The 14,450-nt window shown below is 70.1% G+C and carries 13 protein-coding genes; 2 read left to right on the top strand and 11 right to left on the bottom strand.

What is annotated here, in order from left to right:
- Positions 1-7: 7 nt before the first annotated feature.
- The 9 genes from ENE75_RS02675 to ENE75_RS02635 all read right to left on the bottom strand — a co-directional run bounded on the left by ENE75_RS02675 (position 8) and on the right by ENE75_RS02635 (position 8,148).
- Complete coding sequence (locus tag ENE75_RS02675; protein ID WP_128195347.1) at positions 8-1,009, bottom strand: alcohol dehydrogenase catalytic domain-containing protein; 1,002 nt, start codon at positions 1,007-1,009, stop codon at positions 8-10.
- A gap of 17 nt (positions 1,010-1,026) precedes the next feature.
- Positions 1,027-1,797, bottom strand: coding sequence for an SDR family NAD(P)-dependent oxidoreductase (locus ENE75_RS02670; RefSeq protein ID WP_128195345.1), 771 nt, complete (start codon positions 1,795-1,797; stop codon positions 1,027-1,029).
- Positions 1,798-1,802: 5 nt separating this feature from the next.
- On the bottom strand, positions 1,803-3,116 hold the full coding sequence (hpsN, locus tag ENE75_RS02665; RefSeq protein WP_128195343.1) for a sulfopropanediol 3-dehydrogenase: 1,314 nt from the start codon (positions 3,114-3,116) through the stop codon (positions 1,803-1,805).
- Positions 3,117-3,181: 65 nt separating this feature from the next.
- On the bottom strand, positions 3,182-4,519 hold the full coding sequence (locus ENE75_RS02660; protein WP_199232197.1) for a TRAP transporter large permease: 1,338 nt from the start codon (positions 4,517-4,519) through the stop codon (positions 3,182-3,184).
- A gap of 23 nt (positions 4,520-4,542) precedes the next feature.
- On the bottom strand, positions 4,543-5,076 hold the full coding sequence (locus tag ENE75_RS02655) for a TRAP transporter small permease (protein ID WP_128195341.1): 534 nt from the start codon (positions 5,074-5,076) through the stop codon (positions 4,543-4,545).
- 46 nt (positions 5,077-5,122) lie between these two features.
- Positions 5,123-6,292 carry a TRAP transporter substrate-binding protein gene (locus ENE75_RS02650; protein ID WP_128195339.1) on the bottom strand — a complete coding sequence of 390 codons (1,170 nt, stop codon included), beginning with the start codon at positions 6,290-6,292 and terminating at the stop codon, positions 5,123-5,125.
- A 115-nt stretch (positions 6,293-6,407) separates the two neighbouring features.
- Positions 6,408-6,647, bottom strand: a complete 240-nt coding sequence (locus tag ENE75_RS02645) for a hypothetical protein (protein WP_128195337.1) — start codon at positions 6,645-6,647, stop codon at positions 6,408-6,410.
- A gap of 18 nt (positions 6,648-6,665) precedes the next feature.
- The gene (locus ENE75_RS02640) at positions 6,666-7,835 is read right to left on the bottom strand and encodes a UxaA family hydrolase (protein WP_199232196.1); all 1,170 of its coding nucleotides are present in this window, start codon (positions 7,833-7,835) and stop codon (positions 6,666-6,668) included.
- Positions 7,836-7,866: 31 nt separating this feature from the next.
- On the bottom strand, positions 7,867-8,148 hold the full coding sequence (locus ENE75_RS02635) for a UxaA family hydrolase (protein ID WP_128195335.1): 282 nt from the start codon (positions 8,146-8,148) through the stop codon (positions 7,867-7,869).
- 165 nt (positions 8,149-8,313) lie between these two features.
- Between ENE75_RS02635 and ENE75_RS02630 the strand changes: the two genes are divergently transcribed.
- Positions 8,314-9,081, top strand: coding sequence for a GntR family transcriptional regulator (locus ENE75_RS02630; protein ID WP_128195333.1), 768 nt, complete (start codon positions 8,314-8,316; stop codon positions 9,079-9,081).
- A 20-nt stretch (positions 9,082-9,101) separates the two neighbouring features.
- The gene (locus ENE75_RS02625; RefSeq protein WP_128195331.1) at positions 9,102-10,007 is read left to right on the top strand and encodes an LOG family protein; all 906 of its coding nucleotides are present in this window, start codon (positions 9,102-9,104) and stop codon (positions 10,005-10,007) included.
- A 52-nt stretch (positions 10,008-10,059) separates the two neighbouring features.
- Here ENE75_RS02625 and ENE75_RS02620 read toward each other — a convergent pair whose 3' ends face one another.
- Together ENE75_RS02620 and ENE75_RS02615 are read right to left on the bottom strand one after the other, a co-directional pair.
- Positions 10,060-13,680 carry an ATP-binding protein gene (locus ENE75_RS02620; protein WP_128195329.1) on the bottom strand — a complete coding sequence of 1,207 codons (3,621 nt, stop codon included), beginning with the start codon at positions 13,678-13,680 and terminating at the stop codon, positions 10,060-10,062.
- 104 nt (positions 13,681-13,784) lie between these two features.
- Positions 13,785-14,381 (bottom strand): PEP-CTERM sorting domain-containing protein, encoded by a 597-nt coding sequence (locus ENE75_RS02615; RefSeq protein WP_158288840.1) that lies wholly within the window; start codon positions 14,379-14,381, stop codon positions 13,785-13,787.
- Between the last annotated feature and the right edge of the window lie 69 nt (positions 14,382-14,450).

Here is a 14,450-nt window from a genome sequence, read left to right as displayed (position 1 = left end):
TCGACGCTCAAGGCCGCAGGACGATCTTCGGCGCGGCACTGGCGCCGCTGTCGAGGTCGACGAAGGCCTGCGGCCCGTCGGCCAGCGCGCGCTCCTCCACCCAGGCCAGGTCACCGAACTGCCCCTGGTGCAGCGCCGCCACGGTGGCGCGCAGGTCGGCCGTGGTGTAGGTGTAGGTGCCCAGCAGCGTGATCTCCGCCAGCGTGAGCTTGCGCATGTCGATCTCGCTGGCCCAGTCCTGCAGGCCCACGTGCATGATCACGCCGCCGGGCTTGATGGCCGCCAGCGCCTGCTGGCGCGTGACCTTGGCGCCGACGGCGTCCATCACGTGGTCGTAGGCCGACTCTTCCAGCGGCGTGTCGCGCGGGTCGATCACCTCGCAGCCCACGGCGCGGGCGATGGTGGCGCGGCGCTTCGGGTTCAGCTCGGTCACGGTCAGCCGCGTGACGCCCAGCTGCCGGAACAGCAGCGCCGCCAGCATGCCGATGGCGCCACCGCCGATCACCAGCACGCGGCATTCGTGCAGCGGCCGCACCAGGGCACGGATGCTCAGGTTGATGGCGTGCCAGGCCGTCGCCGCCGGTTCGGTGAGCGCCGCGGTGCGCGCCGGCATGTCCTGCGGGATGGCCACCAGCGACGCCGCGGGGATGCTCATGTACTGCGCGTAGGCCCCCGGCCGCGTCATGCCGACCATGGTGCGGTTGGCGCACAGGTTGTTGCGGCCCTGCACGCAGTATTCGCAGGTGCCGCAGGTGATCAGGGGGTTGCCGGTCCAGCGCGTGCCGGCCTCGAAACCGGGTGCGGCCGTCTCCGCGATGCTGCCAACGAACTCGTGGCCCAGCACCAGCCCCGGCTTGCGCCGCGGGTCGTGGCCGTGCCAGGCGTGCATGTCCGAACCGCAGATGCCCACGGCCTCGATCTGCAGCACGACTTCGCCGGCGTCCAGCGCCGGGTGCGGGCGCTCCTGCAGCTGCAGTTCACCGGGCTTGGTGTAGACGAGTGCTTGCATGAAGATTCTCCTGGGGTCTAACGTGCCGTGTAGCCGCCATCGACCATCAACGTCTGCCCGGTGACGTAGGCCGCAGCGTCGCTGCACAGGAACACGGTGGGGCCGTGCAGGTCCTCCAGGCGGCCATTGCGGCCGATGCAGGTCTGCGCCGCGTGACGGTCGGCCAGCGCCGTGTCGGCGAACACCGGTGCAGTCAATGCCGTGGGGAAGAAGCCGGGGCCGATGGCGTTGCAGGTGATGCCATGCGGCGACCAGGCCTGTGCGATGGCCCGCGTCAGCTGCACGATGCCACCCTTGCCGGCGCCGTACGGCGCGCTGTCGGCGAAGGCGCGCATGCTCTGCAGCGACGCGATGTTGAGGATGCGGCCCCAGCCGCGGTCCCGCATGCCCGGGGCCAGCCCCTGGGTCAGGAAGAAGGGCGCGCCCAGGTGCAGCGCCAGCTGCAGCTGCCAGGCCTCGGGCGTCACCGCCTCGAAGGGCTGGCGCAGGTTCACGCCGGCCGCGTTGACGAGGATGTCCACGCCGCCACCCAGCGCCTCCTTGGCCCGGGCCGCCACCGTGTGCAGTTCCGGCAGCGCCGCCAGGTCGGCCGGCAGCACGCCAGCGTCGATGCCCTCGCTGCGCAGCCGCTCGGCGGCCGCGTCCAGCTCGGCCGGCCGCCGCGCCACCAGCAGCACGCGCGCACCGGCGCGGCCCAGCGCCAGCGCCATCGCCTCGCCGATGCCGGAGTTGCCCCCGGTCACCAGCGCGCGGCGCCCGGTCAGGTCGAAGCTCGCACCAGCGGCCATCGGGTTCACACCTTCACCGGTTCGCCGAGCTCGAAGGCCTGCGCCGGGAAGTACTTGGCCAGCCGGTCGTCGGCGGTGCGCGCATGCGCCTCCATGCCTTCCAGGCGCGAGATGCGCGCGGTGACCTCGCCGATGTCGCGCGCCGCCTCGCGCGTCATGCGCTGCCAGGTGAAGGTCTTCATGAACTTGTGCACCGACAGGCCGCCGGAGTAGCGCGCCGCCCCCTTGGTGGGCAGCACGTGGTTGGGCCCGCTGGCCTTGTCGCCATAGGCCACGGTGGTCTCCTCGCCCAGGAACAGCGAGCCGTAGCAGGTCAGGTTCTCCAGCCACCAGTCGAGGTCGCGGGTCTGAACCTCCAGGTGCTCCGACGCATAGCGGTCGGAGATCTCCACCACCTCCTCGCGCGTGTCGCAGACGATGACCTCGCCGTAGTCCCGCCAGGCCGCGCCGGCCGCGTCGCGTGCGGTGGGCGGCAGCTGGTCGATCAGCGCCGGCACGCGCTGCATCACGTCCTGCGCCAGCGCCTCGCTGGTGGTGAACAGCCACGCCGGCGACTCGTGGCCGTGCTCCGCCTGGCCCACCAGGTCGCTGGCGACGATGGCCGGGTCGGCGCTGTCGTCGGCGATCACCGCCACCTCCGACGGCCCGGCGAAGACGTCGATGCCGACCTTGCCGAACAGCATGCGCTTGGCCTCCGCCACGAACTTGTTGCCCGGGCCGACGATGACGTCGGCCGGCTTGCCGGTGAACAGGCCGTAGGCCATGGTGGCGATGGCCTGCACGCCGCCCAGGGTCATGATCACGTCGGCACCCGCCTTGTGGAAGGCATACATCAGGTAGGGGTGCATCGGCCCACCGCGGAACGGGCCCGAGCAGGCGATGATGGTCTTCACGCCCGCGGCCTTGGCGGTGGCCACGCCCATGTAGGCCGACGCGATGTGGGCGTAACGCCCGGCCGGCGCGTAGCAGCCGGCCACGTTGACCGGCAGCACACGCTGGCCGGCCGTGACGCCCGGGTGCAGTTCGGTGCGGAACTCGCGCAGCGAGTCGCGCTGGGCGAGGGCGAACTTCGACACCTGTTCGATCGCGAAGTCGATGTCCTGGCGCACTTTCAGCGGCACCGTCTCGGCGTTGGCCGCCAGCTGTTCCGGCGTGGCGATGAGCTCGCCTTCCCACTTGTCGAGCTTGCGGGCGTAGTCGCGCACGGCGGCCTCGCCGCGCTTCTCGATCTCGGCCAGCATCTCGTTGACGACGTTCTGCGCCGTCGCCGTCTCGGTCTCCGGCGTCTTGGCGGCCTTTTTCAGGTATCGGGTGCTCATGAGGCGTCCCTCTCGGATGGGGTGAGTGGACAGGCGCCGCCTTGGCGGCCGCGCCCGGCGGTGGATCACTTGTAGATGTCGGGCAGCAGCAGCGTCGTGGTCTCGGGCACGAAGGCGATCAGCATCACCACGGCCAGCATCGACAGCACGAAGGGCACGGCACGGCGCGCGATCTTCAGGATCGACTCGCCCGTGAGCCCGGAGACGACGAAGAGGTTGAGCCCCAGCGGCGGCGTGATGAAGCCCACCCCCAAGGTGGTGATCATCATGATGCAGAACTGGATCTCGTTCATGCCGATCTCGTCCGCGAGTGGCTTGAGCAGCGGCGCGAGGATCACGATGTTGGGCGTGGTCTCCATCACGCAGCCGGCGGCGACCAGGATCACGATCATCATCAGGATGACGGCCCAGGGCTCGCTGGAGATGCCGGTGACCAGGCCGACGAAACCCTGCGGCACGCCCATGGTGGCCAGCGCCTGCGCCAGCGGCAGCGAGAAGGCGATGATGGGCAGGATCACACCGTTGACCTTGGCCGAACTGACCAGCATGGCCGGGAAGTCCGACAGCTTCAGCGTGCCGATGACAAAGCCGATGATGATGGTGACCACCACTGCGGTGGCGCCGGCCTCGGTGGGCGTGAGGCTGCCGGAAAAGATGCCGGTGAAGATGACCGCCGGCACGATGAAGGCGTACCAGCCGCGCTTGAGCGTGCCCAGCAGGTTGGCCGTCCACTCGCCGAAACCGATGGCCACGCCCTGCTCGTAGGCGTACTTGCGGTTGATCAGGCTGTTGGTGACGAAGATGCCGGCCAGGATCATCAGGCCCGGGATCAGCGCGGCCTGGAACAGCGTGGAGGCCGAGATGCCCAGCACCAGGCCGATGATGATGTAGGCGATCGACGGCGGGATCAGGATGCCGGTGCAGGCGCCGGCCGCCACCAGCGCGCAGGCGTAGGGCTTGGGGTAGCCGGACTCCACCAGCCGGTTGATCGTCATGCGCCCCACGGCGGCGGCACCGGCGGCGTCCGACCCGGAGATGGCGCTGAACATGCCGCAGACCAGCACCGTGGCCGAGCCGAAGCCGCTCTTGGTCCAGTTGGTCAGGGCCTCGGCCACGTCCATGAACTTGCGGCTCAGGCCGGTGCGCACGAGCACGTCGCCGGTGAGGATGAACAGCGGCACGGCGGTGAGCGCGAAGGCGTCGATGCCTTCGAACAGCGATCCGCCCAGCAGCGTCATCGGCAGGATGCCGGACCACCACAGCAGCGCGATGGAGGTGACGCCGATGGCGGCCCACACCGGCACGCCCAGCGCGATCATCACGACGAAGATCAGCACCGGGCCGTAGAAGCTCCACCCCAGGGTCAGGGCTTCGGCTTCGGAACCGGGGAACAGCGAGTTCACGTGGGTGGTCCTTCAGGCGCGGTTCAATCGAACAGCCGTTCGCCCTCGAACACCGGCCGGCCGGCGAAGAGGTCGGCCAGGTCGCGGCGGATCGACTGCTGCAGCCGGTGCAGCATCAGCAGGAAGCCGATCGGCACCGCGGCCAGGAACCACACCATCGGTGCGCGCAGGCCGTGGGAGACGGAGCCGAACTTCGCGCTCACCGCCACGCTTTCCCACGAGTAGTAGAGCGCGAAGCAGGCGACGAAGAGCATCACCAGATCGCCCAGCAGGTACAGCAGGGCCTTCACGCGCGGCGAGCAGAACTCGTAGATCACGTCGATGCGGATGTGCGCCCGCTCGCGCACCGCCGCCGCCGCGCCGATCCAGACGAGGTAGATGAACGCGTAGCGCACGATCTCCTCGCCCCAGACCGACGAGTACGAGAACACCTCGCGCCGCAGCACCTCGACCGACATCGTGACGACGAGCATGCTGTAGAAGACCAGCAGCGCCCAGCGCTCGAGGTTGCGGTCGAGCCGGGTCCAGGTGCCGGGCGTGGTCGTCGAAGTGCTCATGGCGGGGATGGCCTGTGCGCGCGGGATGCAGCCGTCGGACAGTCGGTCAGGCGTCGTGCACGTACAGGCGCGAGGCCGTGTTGGCCGCCGTTTCCAGCTTGGCGAACAGCTCCTTGGAGGCCAGCTCGTTGCGGAACTCGGCCCATTCGTTGCGCTGGTAGCCGCCGGTCTTCTCCCAGTCGGCCAGCTGCGCCGCGCTGAGCGTGTGGAACTGCACCCCAGCCGTGGCGAGCTCGGCGATCGCGTAGTTGCGCGCCGACGGCACCTTGGCCAGGTTCATCTGCGCGGTGATCTCCGACGCGAACATGATCCCTTCCTGCACGTCCTTGGGCAGCCCGTTGAACCACGCGAGGTTGCAGGAATAGACCTGGCTGTCGGGCACGGCGCGCGTGAAGGTGACGTGGCTGAGGATGTCCTTGAAGCCGAACACGTGCAGTGCACCGGCCGCCGGGTCCAGCGCGTCGGCCACGCCCTGCTTGATCGCCGACGGGGTTTCTCCCCAGGCCACCGGCGTGGGGTTGGCACCGACCATGCGGTAGTACTGCTGCAGCATCTTCGAGCCCGGCACGCGGAACTTCACGCCCGCCAGGTCGGCCGGCGTGATGACGGCCTTGCCGCCCTTGCGCACGGCCACCACGCGCGGGTCGATCACCACGTAGAACAGCGGCTTGAAGCCCTTGGCCTCGACCAGCGGGTGCACCTCCTTCTTCCAGGCATCGGCGTTGACCAGGTTCACGAACTTCTGGTTGGAACCGCAGAAGTACGGCAGGTTGATCATGTCCACCACCGGCGCGAACGGCGCGAAGTTCGCCAGCGAGTGCTGTGCCGCCTGGATCGTGCCTTCCTGCACCTTCTGCGGCAGCGCGCCGCCGGCACCCAGCTGTCCGGCCGGCGCCAGGCGCACGTAGACCTTGCCGCGGGTGGCGTTCTGGATGTTCTCCTTGAAATCGCGCTGCAGGATGGGGTAGCTGCGCGACGCGCCGAGCTGATACGCCGTCGCGATCGTCATGACGTGCTTGGCGGCCTTCTCGCGCTCGGACTCCTCGTTGCGCGACTGCGCCACCGCCGCCGGCGAAAACAGCGTGCCGCCGGCCGCAGCCATCGCGGCCACCGTGAAGCCGCTGTTGCGCGCCACGCGCAGGAACTGCCGACGTTCGGCGGCCTGGGCGTCCACCAGGTCCTGGGCGGTTGTGGAGGGGTTCGACGGCTTGCTCATGGTTGTCTCCTTGCGAGGTGTTCGTTGTGGAACGGATGGCCCTGCGGTCAGGCCGGGCGATTGGCAGCGGCCACCATGCCGCCGGTCGGGTCGGGTCGCGCCAGTCGGCGCAGGGTCAGGGGTCGGGCGTGCCCGAACCGGCGTCGCGCCGACGGACGGCCGCCTCGCGGGCCAGCGTGCCGGCCACGAACAGCACCACGGCGGCGAACAGCGTCAGCATCTCGCCGACGTCGCTCAACCAGGGTTTCATGCGCAGCGGCCCGCCGATGACCACGTTGGCAAAGAAGACCCCGAAGACCAGCAGCGACAGCCCCAGGGCCGCGCTGCCGAACTTGTCGCCGGGGGTCGGGGGCATGGCGGGCCTGGTGGTCACTCAGGCGCTCTCGTACAGGCGCGTCAGCACGAACTCACGGTGGCCGAGTGCCTCGGCCGCGGTCAGCCGCCCGTTCGAGGTGCGCAACATGCACTCGAGCAGCTTGTCGCCGGCACCGTCCATGTTCATCTCGCGCTGCAGCAGCCCCGAGGTGTCGACGTCGACATGCTCGCCCATCGTGCGCACCGTGCGCGGGTTGGCGCAGATCTTGATCACCGGCACGATCGGGTTGCCGACGATGTTGCCCTGGCCGGTGGGGAAGAAGTGCACCACGTAGCCTGCGGCCGCACACAGGGTGACCATCTCGGCCGCGGCCGAACTCGACTGCATGAACCACAGGCCCGGGCCGGTCGGCGTCTCGGCATAGTCGAGCACGCCGTCGACCTTGCACTTCTTGCCGATCTTCTGGATGTTGCCCAGCGCCTTTTCCTCGATCGTCGTCAGGCCGCCGGCAATGTTGCCCTTGGTCGGCTGGCTCTCCGACAGATCGGTCGTCTTGTGACGGTCGATCATGGCCTGGTACTTGTTGAACATGTCCATGAACTGCGCCCGCACCTCGGGCGTGCGGCAGCGGGCCGCCACCAGGTGTTCGCCGCCCGTCAGTTCGCTGGTTTCGCCGAAGCACAGCGTGGTGCCGAGCTTGTAGAGCTTGTCGAACGCGTTGCCGACGGTCGGATTGGCGCCGCAGCCCGAGGTGGTGTCGGATTCGCCGCACTTGGTGGACACCCACAGGTCGGAGATCGGGCAGACCTCGCGCTGCTTCTCCGAGGCCCACTGCACCATCTCGCGCGCGGCCCGGGACGCGTTCATGATCGTCGCGTGATCGCCGTTCTGCGAGATCGAGAAGCCCTGCACGGGCTTGCCGGTCTTGGCGATGCCGTCGGCGACCAGCTTGGTCCAGCCCGGCTCGATGCCGATGACGACCACGGCGGCGACGTTCGGATTCGCCCCGGTGCCGATCAGGGTGCGGAAGTGCAGGTCCAGGTCGGCGCCGAATTGCAGCCGTCCGTACGGGTGGGGCAGCGCGATCGTGCCCTTGATGTTGTTGGCCACCGCCTCGCAGGCGGCATTGGAGATGTCGTCGACCGGCAGGATGATGACGTGGTTGCGCACACCCACGCGGCCGTTCTCGCGCCGGTAGCCGAGGAAGGTGGTCTTCTTGTTGATCATGGACAGTCCTTGAGGTTCGGGGATGCGCAGCTCACCAGCGCTTGGTCTTGACGTTGTGCACGTGCAGATGCTCGCCCGCCTTGATCGGCGCGACGACACGGCCGATGTCGACGCCGTACTTGATGACGGTGTCATCCTTCTTCAGGTTCTGCAGCGCGACCTTGTGTCCGATCGGGATGTCGCTGCGCGTGGACAGGGTGGTCATCTTGTCCTGTTCCATGATCCAGCCATTGAGCTTGGCGCCCTTCTTGACGCCCTCGACCACGATGGTCCCCACCGAGTCGCCGTCCTCGTGCACTACGAAATGAATCATCTGTGTTCTCCAGCGCGCGGCTCACCTTGGCAGCGCTTGCGGCGCATCGTAGACGTCTGCACCGCGAAGGCAACCAGGTCATCTAGATGACTCAGCGTAATCTCTAGGTCATCTGCATGACCTGCATGTCTAAGGTCGGCCCAACCCTGCTGCCGGATCTCGGCCATGCCCACCGTCCACCCGCCCCCCGCGTTCCAACCCATCGTCCACGAAGGTGTCGGCGTGCCGCTGTACCGCGTCGTCGCGCGCCGCCTGCTGGCGGCCATCGAGTCCGGCGCCATGCCGCCAGGATCGGTGCTGCCCAACGAGCGCGACCTCGCCAGCCAGTTCGGCGTGTCCATCGGCACGCTGCGACAGGCCGTCGGCGAACTCGTCGCCAGCCACGTGCTGCTGCGCCGGCAGGGCCGCGGCACCTTCGTGGCCCATCACGACGCCGAGCGCTTCCTGTTCCACTTCTTCCACGTCGAGCGCGCCGACGGGCTGCGCGAGGCGCCCGAGGTGGAGACCATCCGCTTCGAACGCGGCCGATTGGACGACGACGCGGCCGACGCGCTGGGCCTTCGCCCCGGCAGTGCCGCCTGGCGGATCGAGAACCGCCTGCGCCTGCAGGGCCGGGCCGTGGTGCACGACCGGCTGCAGTTGCCGCTCTCGCACTTCCGCGGCCTGACTGCCAAGCGCTTCGTCGAGCGCCCGAGCACCATCTACCGCCTGTACCAGGACGCCTTCGCCATCACCGTGCTGCGGGCCCGCGAGCGGGTGCGCGCGGTGGCGGCCGACGCCGACGTGGCGCAGGCCCTGGGCATCACCCGCAGCCAGCCGGTGCTGGAGGTGCGGCGCACCGCGCTGACCTTCGGTGACCGGCCCGTGGAGTACCGCGTTTCCACCGTGGTCACCGGCGCGCACGAGTACGTGCAGACCCTGAGCCGTCACTGATCCGGCGTAAGCTCCCGGGCATGGACGACAAACTCGCCGAACTGCACGCGCGCAACTTCCCCAGTGCGCAGGACGAAGCCCTGGCGGTCAAGCCGGTGGACCGCTATGCGGGCCCCGAGAGCGCATACCGCCTGGCCTTCACCGACGAAGCCTTCCTGCTGCGCGAGGAACTGCGCCCGGTGCGCATGCAGCTGGAGCTGCTCAAGCCGGAACTGATCCAGCAGGAGCTCGGCATCGAGTCCACCATCGTCATCTTCGGCAGCGCACGCATCCCGGCGCCGGAGGACGCACAGGCGCGGCTGCAGGAGGCACAGGCCATCGGCGACGCCGCCGCGGTGGCCCGGGCCGAGCGCGCGCTGGGCATGAGCCGCTACTACGACGAGGCGCGGCGCTTCGCCGCCATGGTCACCGAACGCACGCGCGACCATCACACGCCGGTGGTCGTGGTCACCGGCGGCGGGCCCGGCATCATGGAAGCCGGCAACCGCGGCGCCTTCGAAATCGGCGGCAAGAGCATCGGCCTGAACATCGTGCTGCCGCACGAGCAGGCGCCCAACCCGTACATCACGCCGGAGCTGTGTTTCCAGTTCCACTACTTCGCACTGCGCAAGATGCACTTCCTGATGCGCAGCATCGGCCTGGTGTGCTTCCCGGGCGGCTTCGGCACCCTGGACGAGCTCTTCGAGGTGCTGACGCTGCAGCAAACCGGCAAGGTGCGCCGCCGCCCGGTGGTGCTGGTGGGCCGCGAGTTCTGGTCACGGCTGGTGGACTTCGCCTGGCTGGTGGAGACCGGCATGATCTCCCCGGGCGACGAGAAGCTCTTCAGCGTGGTCGACACCGCCGACGAGGCCTGGGAGGTGCTGTGCGGGCGCTACGGGTTCGATGCGTCGCCGACGCAGACGGGGCACTTCGCCGACGACATCTGAGGCCCCAGCCCGACCTGACGCAGGCGACGGCCCTGGACCCGAGAACCCTCGCTCAGCGCAGGCCGCGATCGAGCGACCGTCGGAGCGCACCTTGCCAGCGATGCAGCAGGCTAGCCGCCAGATCCGGATGCTCGCCCGCCAGGCTGGAGGCCAGTGCCTTGGCGCGCCGTCGACCAGCCGATGACCAGCGCTCTGCGGCCGCGACGTCCTTCAGGGCATCGTGAGCGGCCGCCAGTGCGCACGCCAGGTCCAGGGCGGGCACCGGCGGCGCACGCGCCACCTGGGCCTCGGCGTGCGCCACCAGGGTTGGCGTCAGGACATTCGCGGCCGTCGCGGCACGCAGCCGCAACGCCCACAGCGACGCCGAGTGCTGCGCCAGGCCGAGGTCGGCAGCCTCGATCGACTCGGCCAGCGCCAGCGCCTCGGCAGGCCGGCCAGCCTGGTGCAACGCCAATGCGCACCAGAAGTCCGCCTCGGCAGCGGGATAGGCGGCCTCAGGGGCCTGCCTCAGGGCCTGCAGGGCGTCGGCGATGGCCTGAGCCTGCGCCGCTGTCGCCGCTGGCACCGAGGCGGCGAGCGTCTTGAGGCGAACCAGGGCAGCCGGACCTGCACCCGGGGTGCAGGCGGGTGAGGCCGGCAGCCCGCTGAACAGCGACGCGGTACGCTCGGGCGCACCGGCGCAGTCGAAGACCACGCCGCACAGCACCCAGGGCGCGTAGTCCTGCGATCCTCCGCCGTTCGTTTCGAAGCGGGCCATACTTTCCCGGGCGGCCTGCAACGCCGCCCCCAGCTGACCGGCGGTGATCTCGAGTTCGGCCAAGCGGCCGAACAGGGCGGCATGCGTGGCCGGGTTGTCCACGCTGCGCAAGGCACGCATGCCACGCTGAAGGTACCGGCGCGCGCGCGGCAGATCCCCCTGCACCACGTGCAAGGTGACCAGGTTGGGCAGCACGGTGCGCAGCACGGGCACGATGCGCCCTTTCTCGGCGTCGGCCAGTGCCGCCTCGAGCGTCGCCACGGCCTCCCGCGGTTGCCCCAGCATGAACTGCGTGTGGGCGAGCAGGTTCAGTGCCTGCAATCGTGCCTCGACCTGCGTCGGCCCGTCCAGATGCGCCAGTGCCGCCTGCAGCAGGCCCAGTGCCTGCGCCGGCTGCTGCGACAGGCGGGCGGCGTTGGCGCGGGCACAGAGCAGGCTCGCCCGCTGCGGGGCATCGCCATCGCCCTCGACGGCCCGAGCGTCGGACAGCACGGCCTGCGCCGCGTCCACCTGCCCCGCGGCCAGCAGGGCCGTGCCCAACGCCACCACGGCCCGCAGCCGAAGCGGAGGCAGGGCATCGAAGCGTCCGGCCAGCAGCGCGTCGCGCAGTGGTGCGATCGCCGGCACCGGCGCCTTGCGAAGCTGGCCGAGCTCGGCGCGCAGCACGAGCGCTTCCAGCCCCATCGCGGCATCCGCCGTGCGCGCGCCCTCGGTTTGAAGGTCATCGATGGCACGTGCCATCGCGGCCAGGTCGAAGCCGCGTCGCGCCGCGTCGATGCGCGCGTGCAGGCAGTCCAGACGAAGGCCGGGCTCCGCCGCGTCCATGGCCGTCCAGGCCTGTTCCAGATGCCACAGTGCGCCTGGCCATGACGCCGCTTGCCGTGCCTCCTGGGCGGCGTCCAGGTGCCAGGGCAGGGCCTGATCAGCCAGACCCGCCTGGCCGAGATGCCACGCGACGTGGTCGGCGGCGGCGTGCTGCGCGATCAGGGCTCCGGCCAGTCGTTCATGGATGAGGCGACGGCGTTCCGGTCGCAGCGTGGGCACGAGCGCGTCGCGTGTGATCTCGTGCGCCAGCCGGTACCGCGGCAGCGGGGCACTGCGGGGCAGGCGCCCGGTGTCACCGACGGCCACCTGGGTGAACAGACGCAGGCGCAGCGCCTCTTCAAGGCCGTCCACAGCCGCCCAGTCGTCGAGCGCAGTGGCGGGTTGCAGCTGGGCCAGCGTGAATCCCGGCCGCGACAGCGTGGCCGCTTCCACCAACTGGCGCGCCGCCACCGACAGGCGCCCGACGCGGTCCACGATGGTGGCTGCCAGCGTCGGCGGCACAGGCAGCTCGGCGTAGTCCGTCGTGGCTTCGTCATAGCGTGTGTGCCAGCGGCCGTCCGTCCGCCTCTGGACCTCACCGCTGTCGAGCAGGAAGCGCAGCGTCTCGACGAGGTGCAAGGGGTTGCCGTGGGTGGCGCGCTGCAGCCGCGCGGCGAACAGGCCACCGACCGCCGCGCCTGAAGCAACGCGCACCAGATGCTGGGTCTGAGCGAGTGTGAGCGGCGCCAGCGACAGGGTCTGCAACAGGCCGGCATGGCGCAGGCGACGCACGAGGTCGGCTGCGAGGGAATGGGCCTCGAGCTCGTGCAGGCGTGCCGCCACCACGACACGCACATGGGTCTGGGGCGCCTGGCCGCGCCGGTGCGCCAGCAATGCCAGCAGCGACAACGTGGCTTCGTCTGCCTCGTGCAGGTCGTCGATCCACAACGTGCCCGTTGGCGTGGCCAGGGCATCCATCAAGTCGGCCAAGGCCTCGAACAGGCGCTCGCGCTCGGCGGCATCGCCCAACGGGCCTTCAGCGGGCGGCATCCCGGGCGCAGCAAGCGCCGGCATCCAACGCGCGGCTTCCCGCCGCGCCCGTGCCGGCACTCTGGCCAGACGCTCGGCGTGCAGCGGCGACGCCAGCGCCGCGGTCAGCGCCTCGCCGACCGGGTAGAGCGCGCAATGGCGGGCCTGCGCCGCGCAGGGCATGGCCAGCGTGGTGGTGGCGCGCAAGGTTTCCTGCACGAGGCGGGTCTTGCCGACACCGGGTTCGCCTTCGATCAGCAGCACCGGTGCCGATGTTTCTGCCAGCGTGGCCGACTCGGCATCGCGCCCGATCAGCGGCAGGTCCAGTCCTGGGCATGGCACCTCCACGGCGCGGTGCAACGCCGGTGCCATGCGCTGGGCCGCGCGCATCCGCTCTGCCAGGGCCTGGATGCCCGTGCTGGGTGCGACGCCGAGTTCGCTGCGCAGCACGGCTTCGCAGTGGCCGAAGGCCGCCAGCGCCGCGCCGGGTTCGCCCAGGCGGTGGTGCAGCCGCATCACCGCGGCGTGGTGGCGTTCCTGCAGCGGCGACTCGGCACGCAGGCGCTCCTGCCAGTGCAGCGCCTCGCGCAAGGCGCCCTCTTGTTCCAGATGTTCCGCATGCGCCTGGGCCACCTCGCGCCAGCGCTGCGCCCACGCCTCGCGATGCGTCTGCAGCCAGGCGTCAAAGGCCGGCGCCTCGGCCAGCGTGAAACCTGCCAACAATGGGCCCGACCACTCGGCCAGTGCCGTGGCAAGGTCACCCTGGTGCACCGCCTGCAGCGCGGCAGCAGCGTCGGTCTGCACCGCGGACCCCAAGGCCAGTTCGTGGGTATCGGCGTCGAGCAGCGCATGCAGCCCGGCATCGCGCATGCGCGCCAGCTCACGCCGGAGGTTGCGGCGCGACGCCGCATGGTCCCGGTCCGGCCACAGGCGCTCGGCCAGCTCGGCCCGTGAAGCCGGTGACTCCAGGGCCAGACAGGCCAGCAGGGCCGCCAGTCGCCGGCTGGGCAGCGCGCACTCGCGCCGCTCGTCGTCGCGCAGCCCGAAACTTCCGAGCAACGTCAGTTGGTAGCGCACCGCCATGACCGCGCAGCATAAGGTGGCCGTTGCCGGCCACCGGTGACGCGGGTCGTGCGCCGCTGGCGGCCAGGGCGAGAGGATGCTGCAGGTGGCGTGCCGAGGCCGCCTCAGCCCGACACCGGCGACAGCCGGCGGCGGAACCACAGCGCCGCGAGGCCGCCGAGCAGCATCGCCGACGGCGCCGGCTCGGGCACGGGCAGCGTGTCGTACTGCAGGCGCATCGCCAGGAAGTCGCCTGGCTGGTTGGCGTCGACGCCCATGCCGAGGACGATGCTGCCCACGAGCCCGTCGGCGAAGTATTGGGCACCCATGCCCACCGTGCCGGACACCGAAAAGCTGCGCGCGCCATTGAAGGGGCCGATGTCGGTATCGCCGTCGAGCGCGATGTTGAAGAACTCCAGCCCGACGCCGAAGACCTCCAGCGCGCCGTCGTCACCGCCGATCACGCCGCCGTCGTTGCCCAGGCCGTCGAAATCGCCGGTCCCGAACACGGTCAGCGTCAACGGGCCGACCGGCAGTTCGGTCGCGTCGTCGAAGTGAAACAGGAACGGGTCACCGGGGAACACGCCGGATGCAATGCTGATCGCCCGGACGGCGTCTTCGATGACGATGGTGCGGTCGTAACCAGCCTGGGCGGTGGCGGCGGTACCGGCGATCAGCCACGCCGTGGCGTGGCGCAGCAGTCGGAATGTGGTCGGGTTCATCGCTGTCCTCCTTGGTGTCGCGACTGTGCCTGCAACGGCGTTGCAATGGCGTTGCAGCCCGGTTGACCG

It is taken from the genome of Rubrivivax albus, from assembly GCF_004016515.1.
Taxonomy (GTDB): Bacteria; Pseudomonadota; Gammaproteobacteria; order Burkholderiales; family Burkholderiaceae_C; genus Rubrivivax; species Rubrivivax albus.
This window is presented reverse-complemented; position numbering and strand designations above follow the sequence as displayed.

Excerpts from the sequence above, each read along its gene's own strand:
- ENE75_RS02630 (WP_128195333.1), top strand. The coding sequence starts at position 8,314 with ATGCCCACCGTCCACCCGCCCCCCGCGTTCCAACCCATCGTCCACGAA.
- ENE75_RS02655 (WP_128195341.1), bottom strand. The coding sequence starts at position 5,076 with ATGAGCACTTCGACGACCACGCCCGGCACCTGGACCCGGCTCGACCGC.
- ENE75_RS02650 (WP_128195339.1), bottom strand. The coding sequence starts at position 6,292 with ATGAGCAAGCCGTCGAACCCCTCCACAACCGCCCAGGACCTGGTGGAC.
- ENE75_RS02635 (WP_128195335.1), bottom strand. The coding sequence starts at position 8,148 with ATGATTCATTTCGTAGTGCACGAGGACGGCGACTCGGTGGGGACCATC.
- ENE75_RS02645 (WP_128195337.1), bottom strand. The coding sequence starts at position 6,647 with ATGCCCCCGACCCCCGGCGACAAGTTCGGCAGCGCGGCCCTGGGGCTG.
- ENE75_RS02640 (WP_199232196.1), bottom strand. The coding sequence starts at position 7,835 with ATGATCAACAAGAAGACCACCTTCCTCGGCTACCGGCGCGAGAACGGC.
- ENE75_RS02670 (WP_128195345.1), bottom strand. The coding sequence starts at position 1,797 with ATGGCCGCTGGTGCGAGCTTCGACCTGACCGGGCGCCGCGCGCTGGTG.
- ENE75_RS02620 (WP_128195329.1), bottom strand. The coding sequence starts at position 13,680 with ATGGCGGTGCGCTACCAACTGACGTTGCTCGGAAGTTTCGGGCTGCGC.
- hpsN (WP_128195343.1), bottom strand. The coding sequence starts at position 3,116 with ATGAGCACCCGATACCTGAAAAAGGCCGCCAAGACGCCGGAGACCGAG.
- ENE75_RS02675 (WP_128195347.1), bottom strand. The coding sequence starts at position 1,009 with ATGCAAGCACTCGTCTACACCAAGCCCGGTGAACTGCAGCTGCAGGAG.
- ENE75_RS02615 (WP_158288840.1), bottom strand. The coding sequence starts at position 14,381 with ATGAACCCGACCACATTCCGACTGCTGCGCCACGCCACGGCGTGGCTG.
- ENE75_RS02625 (WP_128195331.1), top strand. The coding sequence starts at position 9,102 with ATGGACGACAAACTCGCCGAACTGCACGCGCGCAACTTCCCCAGTGCG.